This window comes from Lysobacter sp. TAF61, assembly GCF_052113485.1.
Classification (GTDB): Bacteria; Pseudomonadota; Gammaproteobacteria; order Xanthomonadales; family Xanthomonadaceae; genus Lysobacter_J.
On record NZ_JBFRDH010000003.1, the window covers coordinates 511,165 to 526,837 of the forward strand.

Sequence of the window (15,673 nt, forward strand, 5' to 3'; positions counted from 1 at the left end):
AACCTGCATCTCGATCGCAACGCCGGGTGAACCACGACCGCCGCAGCGCGGCTGCAGGGGGTCAGGGGATGGCACGGTAGTTGCGTCGAGCTTTCGCGCCGGTCCGTCGATTCTTCGTCGGCCCAATGCGGAAGCACTGAACCAAGAGGCATGCAACAGGAGGCAGGATGAATACGAATCTGTTCTATGGCACGCGTTCAAACGTGGTTGAGGTGGTCGATATCGAGCGCGAGATCGCGTCGTGGATGCGGCACTACCGTCAGTACGTGGTGGTGTTCCGCAGTGACGACTACCTCCCCGCCGTCAAGCTGGGTCTCAGTGCCTACCTCCGCGGTCAGGCATTCGACGACTGCCTCGACGAACTGGAGCAGAGCTACCTCCGGGTCCGCGGAAGCTCGCGCCTGGACTGGTACGAAGCGCAGCCGGTGGCACGCGCAGCATGGACGCGGCTGATGGAGCAGCAGACAGGGAAGGGCGCGCGCAGGCCCGCGGAGCAATGTGGCCTGGACAACGCAGCTTGAGGCGAAAGGCAACCAGGGGACGGTGCATGCGGCGGCTTCGGCCGCCGCATGCGTCGCTGACGCTGGAAAACAGGCTTAATGCGGACGGGCAACGCCCTTGAGCAACTCTTCCGAGGAGTCTTCGTCGCCGCTGTAGGCAAAGTCGGCCAGCGACACGAACCCCACCAGCTGGCGCTCGCGATTGATGACTGGCAGTCGCCGCACCTGCAGGTCGGCCATGTTGCGCGCGACGTCGTCGACGTCTTCGTCGTCGTAGCAGTAATGGATGGCCTCGCTCATCACATCGCGGACCAGCGTATCCGATCCCAACCCGTTGGCCACTGCGCGCATGGCGATATCGCGGTCGGTGACGATGCCGACGATCCGGTCGCCTTCGCCCACGGGCAGGCTGCCCACATCCATCCGTTTCATGGTCTCGGCGGCCTCGCGGATGCTCTTGGCCGGGTCGGTGAGGACCACATCGGTCGTCATGATTTCGCCAACTTTCATATCTGCGCTCCTGCGATCTCGTGGGTCCAACCTCGCACAGCCGAACTTCCAGCCGCGTGAAAGTTATGCGGATCAGGACGTAATTGAAGGCACGAAGGTTGCCGCGCGTGAGCGTGACGTGAGCGAATTGTCGTCGACGCCGCTATAGCAGCCCGTGCTCGCGCGCGTAGGAGTACAGGTCGATGTCGTTCTCGATCCCGAGCTTGGCCATTGCATCGACCTTCTGCCGGCTGACCGTCTTGACGCTGCGGTTGAGCTGCCTGGCGATCTGCGACACCGTCAATCCGGACGCGAACAGGCGGAAGACTTCGACTTCACGGATCGAGAGCGCGATCTTCTCCTTGTCCCCCTCACTCTCCTGCAGCAGCGCCCGTTCCATCGCGGCGCCGACGTAGTTGCGTCCCTGCGCCACGGCCTGCACGGCTTGCGGCAGTTCGTCGAGCGCCTCGGTCTTGTTGACCAGGCCGCGTGCGCCGGTGGAGAGGATCGAACGCAGCACGCCGGGATTGCTGACGATGGTCAACACGATGACCGGCAGCGCGGGCCACTTGCGGCGCAACATTCCAAGCAGGCTGAGTCCGTCGGACATGCGACCGCCTGGCATGTTGAAGTCGGTGATGATCAGGTCGCATGGTGCTGCATCCAGGACGCGATGGAGTTCATCGGCGGAGGCAGCCTCGGCGACCACCTTCAGACCGTGGTCGCGCTCCAGCAAGGTGCGTACACCATTGCGAATGATCGGATGATCGTCGGCCAAGACGATGCGCATGTTCGCCTCGGATGGCTATGGGAAGGAGCAGCCCGAGAATAAGGCATTTCCCCAGGGTCGCCGCGATTCATCCGAAATGTTGCCGAATGTGGCCGGCGCCTTGTGCGTATACGGCAAGCTGCTTGCGTGCTTGCCGAATCCGCTAGGCGCTCTCAGGTTCCAGCGTGATTCTCCTGATCTCGGCGTCGAGCAGTTCCGGATGCAGCTGGAACTGGTCGCTCTCCAGCAGTTCGCGGCCACGACCGTGCACGACGACACGCTCGACCTGCAGCAACGGCCCGTCACGGAACAGCTCGATGTAACTGTCGAGCACGCCACTGAGTGTTCCCTGCGCCGTGTCGGGCGCGGCCACGATCAGCTGCAACCCGAGTGAACGCAGGTAGTTGGTCGTGGCGCGCGCGTTCTGTGCATCGATCTTGTCGCCGAACTCGTCGAGCATGATCACGCCCAGCCCGCCTTGCTGGCCCTCGGCCTTGCCGTAGGCGGCCGCCAGGGCGGCGCCGGCGATGACGTACAGCGGCGCGCGGTGTTCGCCGCCCGAGCCCGATCGCATGCGCTCGCTGAGTGTCCCGATGACGGTCTCGTCCTGCTTGATGACCACTTCGAAGCTGAAGAACCGCCGGTAATCGTCGAGCGGCGACGCCGTGGTTGCGCCCTTGCTGCCGACCTTGTCCTCGATGATGTCGCGGAAGGCCGGCGGAACTTCGCCGGCGCTGCCGAACAGCGTGTCGGTCTGGCCGACGTCGGCGGCCTTGTTGATGAAACGGTGCAGGTCGCGGAACTCCGGAGCGACGTCGTACTTGAACTGGTAGCGCTCGTTGTTGGAGAACGCCGGGCTGCGCTGCAGGGTCCGGTTGAGCGTGTTGATCTGGTGCCGCAGACGGGTGAAGTTGTCGTACAGCGCCGATGCGACGTTGGAACGGAAGGTCTCCACGGCCGTGGCATAGGCTTCGTCGGCGGCGGCCTGGTGCTGGACCAGCTCGGTGCCCTTGAGGTGCTCGATCTCCTTGTGCAACAGCGCATTGGCCTGGCGCCATTGCCCCGGCTCCAGGTCGAGCGCCAGGCCGTGATCCTTGCCGTATTGCGCCAGGCCGCGCCAGGCTTCCGGAAGCAGGCCGTTGAGGATGCGATCGCTGTCGTCGGCGCGGGTCTGGCAACGCTGCTGGCGTTCGGCGAGCGTGGCGACTTTCTCGTCGAGCTCCTCGCGCTGGTGCTCGACCAGATTGGCATCGACGTCGGGATGGGCGAATGCCGAACTGGCCAGGCGCGCGATCGCATCGCTCTGCTCGAGCAGTGCCTGCAGGGCAGCTTCGGCCTCGGCGCACTTGCCGGTGGCGACGGCTTCCTCGCCGACGAGGCGCTCGACCAGGTCTTCCAGTTGCTGACGCCGGCGCTCCCATTCCTGGGCCTGTTCGCTGAGACGGATCAGGTCGGGATCGCTGGCCGCGTCCTGGTTGTCCTTCAGGGCGCGATAGCGCGCGGCTGCCTGGCGATGCTTCAGCAGCAGCTCGTGGGCGTCGCGCGCCATGTCTTCAGCACTGCCGATGCGGGCCAGGCCGGTGGCGCTGGCGTGCACCGGGCGCCATTGGGCCTCCAGTTCTCCGATGCGGCTCTCGGCGTTGTCGAGTTCCTCGCGCAGCATCTTCTGGCGCTCGCGACTGCTCGATGCGCCAATCTTGAGTTCGCTGGCGGCGGGCAGGCGCATGCGTTCCACACCGCCGCCCTTGGCGACCAGCCCGTCCTGGCTCAGGCCATGGCGGCTGCGCACGACTTCGGCTTCGGTGGCGACGCAGCGCAGATCTCCGAGTTGCCGGCGCAGATAGGCGAGGGCGTCGGCATTGTCGCCGGCCAGCAACGCGGCGACCTGGCCGGCGGCCGGCGTTGTGTCGGCCTTGGGCTGGCGCGCATGGCTGCACAGGGCCAGCTTGACGCCATAGACCGAACGCGCGCCCTGCAGCGAGCGGTACAGGCGCACCGCCTGCTCTTCGTGTTCGGCCGGGATCAGCAGCGCTTCGACGTGGCTGCGCAGGTAGCCTTCGATGGCGCGTTGCCAGGCCGGGTCGGTGACCTGCACCAGGTCGCAGACCGGCTGCGCCGGCACGCCGGCGTCGGCGAGGTAACTCATCAACCGGGCGACGTCGGGTCGCAGTTCGGATTGGCCGGCATTGAGCCGGGTCAGGTTCTGGCGCGCGGTCAACGCCGTCTGCCGGGCCTGGTCGAGGGCGTTGTGGCGTTCGCGCTCGTAAGCGGTGACCGCGGCGATGATCGGCGCGGCCCGCTCGAGTGCCCGGCGCAGTTCGTCGTGCAGGGTTTCCGGCGCTACCAGGATGTCGGCATCGGCGACGAGGGCGGCCAACTGGTCGTACAGCGATTGCCAGGGCGTCAGGGCGGCCTTGAGCAGGTGCGTGTCGACGCCGGGCAGGCCGAGCTTGCCCACGGCCAGCAACTGGTCGCGGACGAAGCCGGCACTGCGCATGAGTTCCTTCTTCAGGCGCGCCAGTTCTTCCTGATAGGGAGCGGTCAGCTGCTCGAACGAGGCCTGCTCATGGTAGCCGCGCGTGCCCTGCAGTCGCTTGCTGGCTTCGTCAGCGGCCAGGCGGGCGTTCTCGCGATCGCTGCGGGCCTGGGCCAGGGCAAGGCGCTTGTTGCGCAGGGACTGCTGCGAGTCGGCGAGCGCGAGTTCGGCGGCATCGACGCGTTCGGAGTGGAGGTCGCGCTGGTACTCGGCACCGAGCGCGCGGTAGGAGGCCGCCCGCGTCGCCTGGTGGGCGACCTTCTTGTAGTGCTGCTCGACCAGTTCGGCTTCGTCGATGCGACGCGCCACCTGTTCGATCTTCTCCTTGATCAGGCGGAAGCCGTCGAGCAGGGCGCGGAACTTGCCGATCTCGGTCGGCCGTTCCTCGGCGACCAGCGTGCGCACGAACAGGTCGACGTCGCTGACCCGCTGCAGGTTGAGTGCGTTCTGGAATGCCTTGCGGTACGCCGTCGCGTCGAGCTGCGAGGTCGGACCCGGGCGCAGGCGGTACAGCAGGTCCTTGATGAAGCGGTCGCTGCTGCTGTGCAGCTCGGCCTTGCTGCCGGCGGCCTTGCAGCGTTGTGCGATCAGCTCGCGGAAGCGCGACCATTCCTGCGGCAACTGCTCGCCCTTGAGTGTCTCCAGATGGTCGTCGAGGGTCAGCGCCACGCGCGGCAACAGGTACAGGCCGTTGACGCGGTGGTCGGGCTCGGCAGCGGAAGCCGCCAGCGCGATGCCCGCGGTGAGTGTCTCGCCGCTTTGCTGATCCTCGAAGACCAGGCTCAGGTACGTCGTGGCGGTGTCGCGGTCCCGGCCGTCGTCGCCGGAGCGGTATACGCCCAGGCAGTAGTCGCGGATCGTGCGGGCGCGGTGGCTGCCGCCGGCCTGTGCGTTGAAGCGGATCTGGTTGCGGTCGCCGCCGAGCATGACGATCTGCAGCGCATCGAGGAGCGCGCTCTTGCCGGCGCCGTTGGGCGCGATGATCGCCGTGCTCAGGTCGAGTTCGAGCGTCTGCGCCTGGAACAGGAAGAACTGGATGAGATGGACGCGCTTAAGCTGATACATCGTCAGCCTCCATGCTTTCTTCACTGGCGGGTTCTTCAGCGTCGGCCGCGTCGTTGTCGGCGGCCGCAGCGGTGTCCTGGTCTTGCAGGTCCTGCTGATTGTGCTGATCGAGGCGCTGCAGCCACTGCGCGCCCACTATCTCCACGATTGCCGGCCGCACCAGGATCCGGAATGGCTGCGGGTCGCCCGGCTCGCAATCCATCGTCCGGCAGACCGACCAGCGCTTGAGCGCGCGCAGCTGGCTGCGCAGCGCGCCGGTCTCGGGCAGCTCGCGACCTGTCAGCGACTGATAGGCCTCCTGCAGGTCGGGCAGCTCCACCTGCACGTCGCCGTGGTCCTCGACCTGGCCCTGGCGCATCGCCTCGTCGTAGCGCTGGCGCAGCACCAGGATCAGCAGAGTTTCATCCAGGCTCACCGCGGTGCCTTCGCCGTGGACCGGCAGTGCGGTGACGTAGCGGAAGTGGGCGTTGCGCTCCAGGCGGATGCCCAGCGGTTCCAGCGCGGCGGCGAAATCGGCCAGATAGGTTTCGACCAGGTGGTAGGCATTGCGCGACTTGCGGTCTGCGCTGTAGAGCACCTGTTCGGTGACCAGGCGGTAGGCCGCCCGCTCGAAGTCCTGGGCGGTGTACATGCCGCCGGCGAGCTGGCTCAACGTGGCCCATGAGCGTTTCATGCGGCATTCCTCGTGCGTTGCAGGACGAAGCGGGGCGACGCCAGGAAGTCGTTGGCGGTGTGTTCGCCATCGCTCAGCTGGATGCGGAAGCCCTGCAGCATCTTGTGGATCGGATCGTCGCGACGCAGGCCGCCCTGGCGGCTGCTGCGCAATGCGAGCGTGATGAGGGTCTGGTAGGCGCGGAAATCCTCGATGCTGGCGATTTCCATGGCCTCCGAATCGATGCGGCCGTTGGCATCCAGGTGACGGTCTACGTAGCGCCGCAGGTCCTCTGGCTTGACCAGGCGCGAGCGCGTCATCTGCCGCAGCAGGTTCAGTCGCGCCAGCTGTTCGGGCGTGGGCTCGCGGCTGGTGTTGGCCGTTCGCGGAATGGGCCTGGCCCGCTGCTGCGGCGCGCGCAGCCTTTGTTCGTCCATCAGCGGGCCGGGTGCGACCGGCAGGCGCAGCGACTCTTCAGGCGCCTGCAGCACACCTCGACAGGCGCGGCGCAGCAGCACGTCGAGTTTGTCGGGCGCGCGCAGCCGGTAGTCCAGGAACGCCAGCGCACGGCGATTGGCCTGTCGGATGTCGTCATCGAGCCGGGCCAGGTACTCGTCGATGCGATCGATCTCGTACAGGCGTCGCAGGCTGCGCTGCAGGCGTTGCTCGGCGCGGACACGGTCGCCGCCGGTGGCGCGTTCCTGGTACCACGCGATCAGTTGCCCGCGCAGATCGGACTGTTCGATATCGCGAACCATGGCCAGGATCGCGGTACGGCGGGCGAGGGGATGGTCGGCGTTGTGCAATTGCGCATAGTCGCCAACGAACAATTCGCCGACGTAACGCTCGAACAGCTGCCGCGCGAACTGGGCTGTGCTTTCGGCCTTGATCAGCTCCGGCATCAGGTCGCGGACCTGCACGCTGATCGCGGCGACATAGGACAACAGCTGCCGCGACTGGTCGGCTGCTTCGTCCAGGCTGTCGCCGCCGGCGTTGCCGGCCACCACCTGCTGCAACTGCAGCTCGATCGAGCGCACCTTGGCGCCGAAGAAGGCCGGACCGCGTTCGGCGAAGTCCATCAGCGCCACCAGCAACTGCGCCACGGCGTGGGTCATCGCCACCATCTCGCGCGCACCGACCCGCTCCTGGCGCAGCCAGCCGGCGGCGCGGAAGCGCTCGTAGATGGCATTGGCCCGCATCGCCAATGGCGCGTCCGGGGCCTGCCCGTCGTCTTCCCAGGGGTCGTCGGTCAGCAGGTAGCGCTCGATGGCCGAGGTGATCTCGCGGCGCGGGAAGCCGATGCTCGGCGGCATCGGCGCGTCGGGACCAAAGAACTCAGCGAACAACTGGCAAAGCAGTTGCCAGTAATGCAGGCGGTTGGAGGAGGCGAGGGGTCCGAAAAGACCGTCAGGAACAACAGCGAACAGCGGCGGAGCCGGCGAACTGTACTCAGTCAAAAAAAACTCCGATGCCGGTCCTGGTTGCCGTTGCTGGTCCTGATGCGGGCGGCCGCTGGTGGTCAGGGCGCCGCGTGGAAGGAAATGTATCCCGGCAGGGGTTGGGTGGGAATCGCGCTGCATGGCGATTTGCCACAGCGCATTTGATATGTGCTGTAAGTGACTGATATCTGGTAAGTGATGCCCGGTGTCGCGAATGCGTCGGCAGGCGTCGCCGGGCCCATTCCTCACGCTGTTGTGATTGATGCGCGCCAAGACTCGGTGCTCCGTTTGCCGGAACCGAGGGGGCGAGAAGTCGCCGACGCCGATGGCCCAGGTCACTCTCTTCTTCAGTCTGTTCACGACCCTGCTGGCCATCATCAATCCGCTGGAAGCCATTCCGGTGTTCCTGAGCCTTATGGATGGCAAGGGCGATGAGGAACGGCGCAGGACCGCGCGCAAGGCATGCATCAATGTCCTGCTGCTGTGCCTGTTCTTCCTGCTGTTCGGCAACGTGCTTCTGCGCTTGTTCGGCGTGCCACTGAGCATGGTGCGCGTGGTGGGTGGCGTGATCCTCATGCGGATCGGCTTCGATCTGTTCTCGCCGAGCCAGAACAGCATGCTGTCGGCCGGGAAGGGCAACAGCGGCGATGTCTCCTTCATTCCGTTGGCCATGCCCATCATGTTTGGCCCCGGCGTGATTGCCACGGTGATCGGCTTGACCTCGTTGATCCGCAAGTCCGATCAACTGGTGATCTCCTTTGCCGTGGTGGTCGCGGCGATCGCTGCTGCGGTGGTGTGCACCTACGTTTCGCTGCTCTATGCCAAGAAGATCCTGAGCAGGATCGGCGCGCAGGGCGTGGACGCCGCGACCAGGATCGTCGGCTTCTTCGTTTCCGCGATGGGCGGCGGCCTGATATTCCACGGCACAGTGGAATTCCTGCAGTCCTATGGCGTGCTGCTGGGCGGGCCGGCGGCGAACTGACTGGCTGCGCCGCCAACGCCGTGCGCTGCATCGGCCCGATGCACGTCCTCTGGCCTGCCAGGCCGCCATCGGACGTACGGGACTGATAGCGCTCTCAGCCAGATGGGGGTCCGGGCGGGCGCGGGGGGATCGTTGCGAATGAAACCATCACAAAGCACGGGCGGAAGGGTGTCCGTGACACTCAATTTGGCGATTCATTAGCCAAACTTTGCTGCAGTGCACGGTGACATGTATGGAAACTTAATGTTTAGTCTGCGGCCAGATGATAGCGCTATCACTCTTGCCCGCCCCAAGCGGGTCCCGGAGGTCCACCGAGCCACCACCGACGCACGCGTACCTGAAATCGAAATGAAGTGTCACGCCAAAGCAATATCTGCACGGGCGTTCGCTTGAACGCTCGTTCTGGAACTAGCAGGCAGGTGCCTGCAGGGGCCCTTAGACAGGGCGACATCCATTGATCGAAGTTGAGGGGGAAGACCATATGAGTCGGTTTCGGTGCCACGTTCTGTGGGCGTCCTTGGGCGGTTCCCCTTCAGTTGGGAGGACCTTGCAATGAGCCATCTGTCCAGGCAGTTCAAGAAGCGCTTCAAGTCCACCGCGATGTTCACCTTCGTCGGTGGCGTGCTCGTCATCAACCCGGCGTACGCGCAGGACGCCAGCACCGTGGCCGCGCAGGCCACGACTGCGCAGACAACCAGCGCGCAGGCGACGACTGCACAGGCAACGGCGGCGCAGGCCACAACCGCGCAGGCCGGGCAGACCAGCTCCGACCAGGCCACGACCCTCGATACGGTCACGGTCACCGGCATGCGCAACAGTCTCAATCAGTCGATGGAGATCAAGCGCGACGCAGCCGGCGTGGTCGATGCGATCAGCTCCGAGGACATCGGCAAGTTCCCTGATACCAACCTTGCCGAGTCGTTGCAGCGCATCACCGGCATCTCGATCGAACGCCGCGACGGCGAAGGCGCGCAGATCACCGCGCGTGGCTTCGGCCCGCAGTTCAACATGGTCACCCTCAACGGCCGCACCATCCCCGGCGCGGACGCCTTCGGTGCGCCCGGCCAGGTGCCGATCGGCGGCGTCGACGGCGGCACGCGTGCGTTCAACTTCGCCCAGCTTGCGTCCGAAGCGATCACCACGCTGGAGGTCTACAAGACCGGCCAGGCCAGCGTGCCCAGCGGCGGCATCGGTGCGACCATCGATATCCAGACCGATCGTCCGTTCAACCACCAGGGCCTCGTCGGCTCGGCCGGCGTGAAGGCGGTCTACGACGAGTCGGAGCCTTTCGATACCGACTTCACGCCGGAAGTGTCCGGCATCTTCAGCTACACCAACGACGACAAGACCTGGGGTGTCGGGCTTTCGGCGAGCTACCAGAAGCGCCACGGCGGTTCGGTACAGGCGACCGAGAACGCCTGGAACATGCAGCGCTGGACCGGTACGGACCCGGCCCTGCGTCCGGACGCGGTGGTGACCAATGCACCGGCCATCGGCCAGCTGTATGGCATGCCCAACGACCTGCGCTATGCGTTCGCCGACTTCGAGCGTGAGCGCATCAACGGCCAGGCCGTGCTGCAGTTCGCGCCGACCGATGCGCTGACGCTGACCCTGGACTACACCTACTCGACCAATCAGATCAAGGAAGACCGCGGCGAGCAGACCATCTGGCTGCAGCGCGCCAACAGCTTCACCGATCTGACGTTCGATACCGGCCAGTCGGTGGCCACGCCCATCTACATCCGCGACATCGTCGGCACCAAGGACTTCGGTTACGAGCAGCAGCACCAGGAGCAGGAGTACAAGCTCGACTCGCTGGGCTTCAACGCGGCCTGGGACGTCACTGACCGCTTCCGCCTGACCTTCGACGCGCACAACACCACCTCCGAGAGCGTGCCCAACGATCCGGTCACCGGCGGTGGCTCGACGTTCTTCAGCATCGCCGGCACCAACAACTGCACCGTCGGTCCGTACTGCGGCGGTAACTGGGCGCAGGAGCTGAGTTTCAACAATGGCCTGCCGATCGGTGCCCGTACCTGGTATCCGACCTCGGGCGACGCCATCGCCGGCACCAACGGAACGGTGAACCCGGACTTCCCGCCGGAGCAGATCGGTTCGCAGGTGCTGCGCATCAACTACCAGCGCCAGGAAACCGAGATCAAGCAGGGCCGCATCGACGGCGAGTACGTGTTTGACGACGGTCGCTTCCAGTTCGGCGTCGATTCGTCGCAAACGACGATGACCCGCCACCAGGCCACTGAAGCCTATTCGACCCTGGGCGACTGGGGCGTGGCCAACACCGGTAACGAGCCGGGCCTGGCCGCGCTGATCCGCCCGATCGACATCGTCGGCATGTTCGACGACTTCAGCGCTCCGGGTGCCGCCCACGGCGCCTGGCAGGGAAGCGCCACGGCCGGTGCGTTGTGGGCCGGTGACTTCTACGGTGCGACCACCCGCTACAACCCGCAGCTGGCTGCCGACAACCGGGTGAAGGAAGACACCGACGCGGCGTATGCCCAGTTGGACCTGGACGGTACGCTGGGCGACTTCCCGACCCACACCCGCATCGGTGTGCGCTACGAGAAGACCTACCTGACCTCGACCTCGCAGGTTGCCCTGCCCAGCGCCATCCAGTGGCAGGCCAACAACGACTTCCGCATCCTGCGCGGCGACGACCAGGTGCCCTTCAGCGAGACGCACAGCTACGACTTCGTCCTGCCGAACCTGGACTTCTCGCTCGACTTCACCGACGAGATCAAGGGCCGCGCATCGTTCAGCAAGACCATCGCGCGCGCGCCTTACGGCAATCTCTACGCGGGCCCGACGCCGAACCAGCCGACCGGTTCGATCCTGATCAACCCGTCCACCCGCGCCAATGGCGAAGCGCAGAACCCGGCGCTGGATCCGCTGGAATCGGACAACCTCGATCTTGCGGTTGAGTGGTACTTCGCCGATGCCAGCTTCATCTCGGTGACGTTCTGGAACAAGGACGTGAAGAACTTCATCGGCACCTCGGTGGTGCGTGAGCCGCTGTACGGGCTGACCGATCCGACCTCCGGCCCCGATGCACAGGCGGCACTGGCCTTCCTGACGAGCGCGTCGTGCGCCTCCCAGGTCGGCGCGGCCGGCAACGACGTGTCCCAGGCCTGCTCGGCCAACGACACGGCGCTGTTCGCCGCAGTGGCGATGCTGCGCAACCCGGAAACCGGCGGCCTGGCGGCCTACAACGGCAGCTCGGCGCAGTCGCTGGCGATGGAGAATGCCTACGACCTGGTGGGCGAGGCCGACGATCCGCTGTATGAGTTCGACGTCAACCGCCCCGTCAACCAGAACGACGCCAACCTGCACGGTTGGGAAATGGGTGGGCAGTACTTCTTCGGCGAGTCCGGGTTCGGCGTGTTCGCGAACTACACCCTGGTCGACGGCGACGTCGCCTTCGACAATACGGTGATCGAACGCGACCAGTTCGCGCTGCTTGGACTGAGCGACACGGCCAACGTGATGCTGATGTACGAGAAGTATGGCTGGTCGGTGCGCCTGGCATGGAACTGGCGTGACGAGTACCTGATCGCGGCCAACCAGAACGGCTCCAACCGCAACCCGTACTACGTCGAGGCCTACGAGCAGTGGGATACGAACGTGGGCTACGAGTTCAACGACCACTGGTCCGCCACGTTCGAGGCGATCAACCTGACCGGTCAGGACGTGCGCTGGCACGGCCGTTCCGAGAAGCAGATCATCAAGCTCGTCGACCAGAGCCCGCGCTACATGCTGGGGGTGCGCTACAAGTTCTGAGGACCCTCCCAGGGTTTTGAACCAGGGCAGGGCCGCTGCGCGAGCAGCTGTCCTGCCCGTTTTTTTTGCAGTGCACTTTCCTTATTCGCCTGGCAAGCGCATAACATCACGCAAACCCGTCCTTGCAGCGCTCATGGCCCAATACGAACTGCTCAACAACATCAAGCACAAGGACCTTCGGGTCGTCACCCGCTTCGGCCGCGAATACGGCGACGAGATCGGCATGGTGGCGGCCTTCCCGACGGAGTTCGCCGAGCTGCAGCGCGAGTACCCGATCTTCTTCCGCAAGGACAAGGACGAGTGGCAGGCGGTGGCGCTGCTGGGATTCGAACGCAACGAGAACCTGTTCCTGCACGAAGGCCGCTGGAACGCCGCCTACCTGCCGGGGGTGGTGGCAAAGGGGCCGTTCCTGATCGGCTTCCAGGAACAGCGCATCGACGGCGAAGTGCGCCGCGAACCGGTCATCCACGTCGACATGGCGCACCCGCGCATCAGCTTCGGCGAGGGCGAACCGGTGTTCCTGTCGCACGGCGGGCACAGTGCGTACCTGGAGCATGTGTCCACGGTCCTGCGCGGCATTCGCGACGGCGTCGAGGCCGGGCGCGCGATGTTCGCCGCGTTTGAGGTAGCGGGGCTGATCCAGCCGATGAAGCTGGACATGCAGCTCGACGAGCAGCACCGGGTTTCGCTGGCGGGCCTGCACGGCATCGACCAGGAGCGCCTGGCTGCGCTGGACGCGGCGACTCTGCACGAGCTGCATCGCGCCGGTTACCTGGAGGGCGCCTTCCTGGTGCAGTCCTCGCTGCACAACCTGCGCCGGCTGATGGCGGAGAAGCAACGCCGCCTGCGCGTGGTCGCGGAGGCCTGAGTGGTCGACGTGGCCGCCACGATCCGGGCCATCGACTGCAGCGACGGATCGTTGCCGATCGAGGAGCTGCTCGCCTCGGGACAGCCGGCCGTGCTGCGCGGCCTGGTCCGCAACTGGGAGCTGGTGCAGGCGGCATCGCGCTCGCCCGTCGATGCCATGGATTACCTGCGCCGTTTCTACAACGGCCAGGCGGTGACCTATTCCTGGGGCGGGCCGGAGGTGGCCGGACGGCCGTTCTACAACGCCGATTTCACCGACTTGAACTGCGAAGTGCGGCGCAGCGACCTGGGCCGCGTGCTCGACGAGATCGCTGCCCATGCCGACGACGCGCAACCGCCGACCTATTACGTCGCCTCGCTACTGGTCGACAGCCGTCTTCCCGGAATGCGCGCGGGCAACGACCTGGACCTGGCGGCGCACGGCATCGACGCGCCGCCGAGCATCTGGATCGGCAACCGCGTCATCGCTTCGTGCCATTACGACGCGCTCAACAACATCGCCTGCTGTGCCGTCGGGCGGCGCCGCTTCACGCTGTTCCCGCCCGGGCAGATCGACAACCTGTACCCGGGGCCGCTGGAGCCTACGCCGGGCGGACAGGCAGTGAGCGTGGTCGATTTCGCCGATCCCGACTTCGAGCGTTACCCGCGATTCCGCGACGCACTGGAAGCAGGGCAGAGCGCGGTGCTCGAGCCGGGCGATGCGATCTTCATCCCGAGCCTGTGGTGGCACCACGTGCAGGGGCTGGAGCCGTTCAATGTGCTGGTGAACTACTGGTGGAACAGCGCCGCGGCGTGGATTCCGACGCCGATGCACGCGCTGTACCACGCTCTGTGGACCATCCGCGACCGGCCCGAGCGCGAGCGACAGGCGTGGCGCGAGATCTTCGACTATTACGTTTTCGGCGCGGCCGATCGCGCCGGAGACCATCTTCCTGAAGCGGCGCGACAGGTGCTCGGTCCCATCGACGAGACCCTGGCGCGGCAGCTGCGGGCCATGCTGATCGGCAAACTCAATCGTTGAGCCGGCGCCGCCGGCCAGTGCAATGCAGGGGGTCAAGGTGGAAAAGGGCAGGATTCGAAGGGTCGTGATCGCCGGTGGCGGTACCGCGGGGTGGTTGGCGGCCGCCGCGTTGACGCACCAGTTCCGCGAACTGCTGGACGTGGTGCTGATCGAGTCGGAGCAGATCGGAACGGTCGGCGTCGGTGAATCGACGGTGCCGCCGATCCGCAATTTCCATCGTTTCCTGCAGATCGACGAACAGGAGTTCCTGCGCTCGGTGGCGGGCACCTTCAAGCTGTCGATCTCGTTCGAGAACTGGCGCCGCCACGGCGAGCGCTACATCCACCCGTTCGGCGTCACCGGTCAAAGCACGCTGGTCTGCGGCTTCCATCATTTCTGGCTGGACAGCCTGCGACGCGGCATCCAGTCGGAGCTGGGCGACTACTGCCTGGAAACGGTGGCGTCGCGCGTCGACCGGTTCGCATTGCTGCAGTCGCCCCAGGTCAACTATTCCTACCATCTCGACGCCGGGCTCTACGCGCGCTTCCTGCGCGCAAAGGCCGAGTCCCACGGGCTCAAGCGCGTCGAAGGCAAGATCCGCGAAGTCAGGCAGAACGGCGAGTCGGGCTACGTCGAATCGCTGGTGCTGGAGGACGGGCAGGTCATCGAAGGCGACCTGTTCATCGATTGCACCGGCTTCCGCGGCCTGCTGATCGAGCAGACCCTCAAGACCGGCTACGAGGACTGGAACAACTGGCTGCCGTGTGACCGCGCGGTCGCCCTGCAGACCGAATCGGTGGGGCCGCCGGTGCCGTACACGCGCGCCATCGCGCACGAGGCCGGCTGGCGCTGGCACATCGCGCTGCAGCACCGGGTCGGCTGCGGGCTGGTGTACTCCAGCCACCACATGTCCGACGACGAGGCGCGCGACAAGCTGCTGCGCGAAGCCGCCGCGCCGGTCATCCGCGAGCCGTGGCCGGTGCAGTTCCGCACCGGTCGACGCCTGAAGGCATGGAACAAGAACGTCGTGTCTCTGGGCCTGGCCAGCGGCTTCATCGAACCGCTCGAATCGACCAGCCTGCACCTGTCGATGACCTCGATCGTGCGGCTGATCGAATCGTTTCCGTTCGATGGCATCCCGCAGTCGCTGGTGGACCTGTACAACGCGACCGGCCGCGCAGAGATGGAACACGTGCGCGACTTCATCATCCTTCACTACCACGCCAACCAGCGCGACGAGGCGATGTGGAAGCAGTGCCGCGAGATGGAGATCCCCGATTCGCTGGCCATCCGCCTTCGCGCCTGGCGCGAGCGCGCGCACGCCTGGCAGGGTGCGAACGAGCTGTTCCGGGTGGACTCGTGGACGCACGTGATGCTGGGGCAGGGGGTCGTGCCCACGCAGCATCATCCGTTGTCGCTGGGGCTGTCCGACGACGACATGCGCAGCCTGCTGCCGGCGATCCGCAAACCCATCGACGAAGCGGTGGCCAAGATGCCTTCGCAGCAGGCGTTCATCGATCAGTACTGCAAGGCCTCGCCCGAGGTGTGGGCGACCAGGAAGCCAGCGGTCCCGGCGTGA

General features: G+C 65.8%; 10 protein-coding genes and 1 pseudogene. 6 read left to right on the plus strand and 5 right to left on the minus strand.

The window, feature by feature from the left end; genetic code table 11:
* Nucleotides 1–167: 167 nt before the first annotated feature.
* Entirely contained in the window at nucleotides 168–521 is a 354-nt protein-coding gene (locus tag AB4Y64_RS09985) for a hypothetical protein (protein ID WP_441816286.1), read from the plus strand.
* A gap of 150 nt (nucleotides 522–671) precedes the next feature.
* Here the strand turns inward: AB4Y64_RS09985 and AB4Y64_RS09990 are convergent.
* The 5 genes and pseudogenes from AB4Y64_RS09990 to AB4Y64_RS10010 all read right to left on the minus strand — a co-directional run.
* A pseudogene (locus AB4Y64_RS09990) lies at nucleotides 672–1,010 on the minus strand (CBS domain-containing protein); the annotation flags it as partial.
* 142 nt (nucleotides 1,011–1,152) lie between these two features.
* Nucleotides 1,153–1,779: a response regulator gene (locus tag AB4Y64_RS09995; protein ID WP_441816287.1), complete on the minus strand. Its 627-nt coding sequence runs from the start codon at nucleotides 1,777–1,779 to the stop codon at nucleotides 1,153–1,155.
* Nucleotides 1,780–1,921: 142 nt separating this feature from the next.
* Nucleotides 1,922–5,359, minus strand: a complete 3,438-nt coding sequence (locus tag AB4Y64_RS10000) for an SbcC/MukB-like Walker B domain-containing protein (protein ID WP_441816288.1) — start codon at nucleotides 5,357–5,359, stop codon at nucleotides 1,922–1,924.
* Nucleotides 5,346–6,032 carry a DUF4194 domain-containing protein gene (locus AB4Y64_RS10005; protein ID WP_441816289.1) on the minus strand — a complete coding sequence of 229 codons (687 nt, stop codon included), beginning with the start codon at nucleotides 6,030–6,032 and terminating at the stop codon, nucleotides 5,346–5,348. Before AB4Y64_RS10005 ends, AB4Y64_RS10000 begins: the two co-directional genes overlap by 14 nt.
* A complete protein-coding gene (locus AB4Y64_RS10010) occupies nucleotides 6,029–7,468 on the minus strand; it encodes a Wadjet anti-phage system protein JetA family protein (protein WP_441816290.1) in 1,440 nt (479 codons plus the stop codon). Before AB4Y64_RS10010 ends, AB4Y64_RS10005 begins: the two co-directional genes overlap by 4 nt.
* A gap of 244 nt (nucleotides 7,469–7,712) precedes the next feature.
* On the opposite strand from AB4Y64_RS10010, the gene AB4Y64_RS10015 reads away from it, so the two are divergent.
* The 5 genes from AB4Y64_RS10015 to AB4Y64_RS10035 all read left to right on the plus strand — a co-directional run bounded on the left by AB4Y64_RS10015 (nucleotide 7,713) and on the right by AB4Y64_RS10035 (nucleotide 15,673).
* On the plus strand, nucleotides 7,713–8,432 hold the full coding sequence (locus AB4Y64_RS10015) for a MarC family protein (protein ID WP_441816291.1): 720 nt from the start codon (nucleotides 7,713–7,715) through the stop codon (nucleotides 8,430–8,432).
* Nucleotides 8,433–8,984: 552 nt separating this feature from the next.
* Nucleotides 8,985–12,227, plus strand: coding sequence for a TonB-dependent receptor (locus tag AB4Y64_RS10020; protein ID WP_441816292.1), 3,243 nt, complete (start codon nucleotides 8,985–8,987; stop codon nucleotides 12,225–12,227).
* A gap of 133 nt (nucleotides 12,228–12,360) precedes the next feature.
* The gene (locus AB4Y64_RS10025; RefSeq protein ID WP_441816293.1) at nucleotides 12,361–13,095 is read left to right on the plus strand and encodes a SapC family protein; all 735 of its coding nucleotides are present in this window, start codon (nucleotides 12,361–12,363) and stop codon (nucleotides 13,093–13,095) included.
* A complete protein-coding gene (locus AB4Y64_RS10030) occupies nucleotides 13,096–14,115 on the plus strand; it encodes a cupin-like domain-containing protein (RefSeq protein WP_441816294.1) in 1,020 nt (339 codons plus the stop codon).
* Nucleotides 14,116–14,137: 22 nt separating this feature from the next.
* The gene (locus AB4Y64_RS10035) at nucleotides 14,138–15,673 is read left to right on the plus strand and encodes a tryptophan halogenase family protein (protein ID WP_441816295.1); all 1,536 of its coding nucleotides are present in this window, start codon (nucleotides 14,138–14,140) and stop codon (nucleotides 15,671–15,673) included.

Coding starts and splice junctions, on each gene's coding strand:
- AB4Y64_RS09985 (WP_441816286.1), top strand. CDS start 168: ATGAATACGAATCTGTTCTATGGCACGCGTTCAAACGTGGTTGAGGTG.
- AB4Y64_RS09995 (WP_441816287.1), bottom strand. CDS start 1,779: ATGCGCATCGTCTTGGCCGACGATCATCCGATCATTCGCAATGGTGTA.
- AB4Y64_RS10000 (WP_441816288.1), bottom strand. CDS start 5,359: ATGTATCAGCTTAAGCGCGTCCATCTCATCCAGTTCTTCCTGTTCCAG.
- AB4Y64_RS10005 (WP_441816289.1), bottom strand. CDS start 6,032: ATGAAACGCTCATGGGCCACGTTGAGCCAGCTCGCCGGCGGCATGTAC.
- AB4Y64_RS10015 (WP_441816291.1), top strand. CDS start 7,713: ATGCGCGCCAAGACTCGGTGCTCCGTTTGCCGGAACCGAGGGGGCGAG.
- AB4Y64_RS10020 (WP_441816292.1), top strand. CDS start 8,985: ATGAGCCATCTGTCCAGGCAGTTCAAGAAGCGCTTCAAGTCCACCGCG.
- AB4Y64_RS10025 (WP_441816293.1), top strand. CDS start 12,361: ATGGCCCAATACGAACTGCTCAACAACATCAAGCACAAGGACCTTCGG.
- AB4Y64_RS10035 (WP_441816295.1), top strand. CDS start 14,138: ATGCAGGGGGTCAAGGTGGAAAAGGGCAGGATTCGAAGGGTCGTGATC.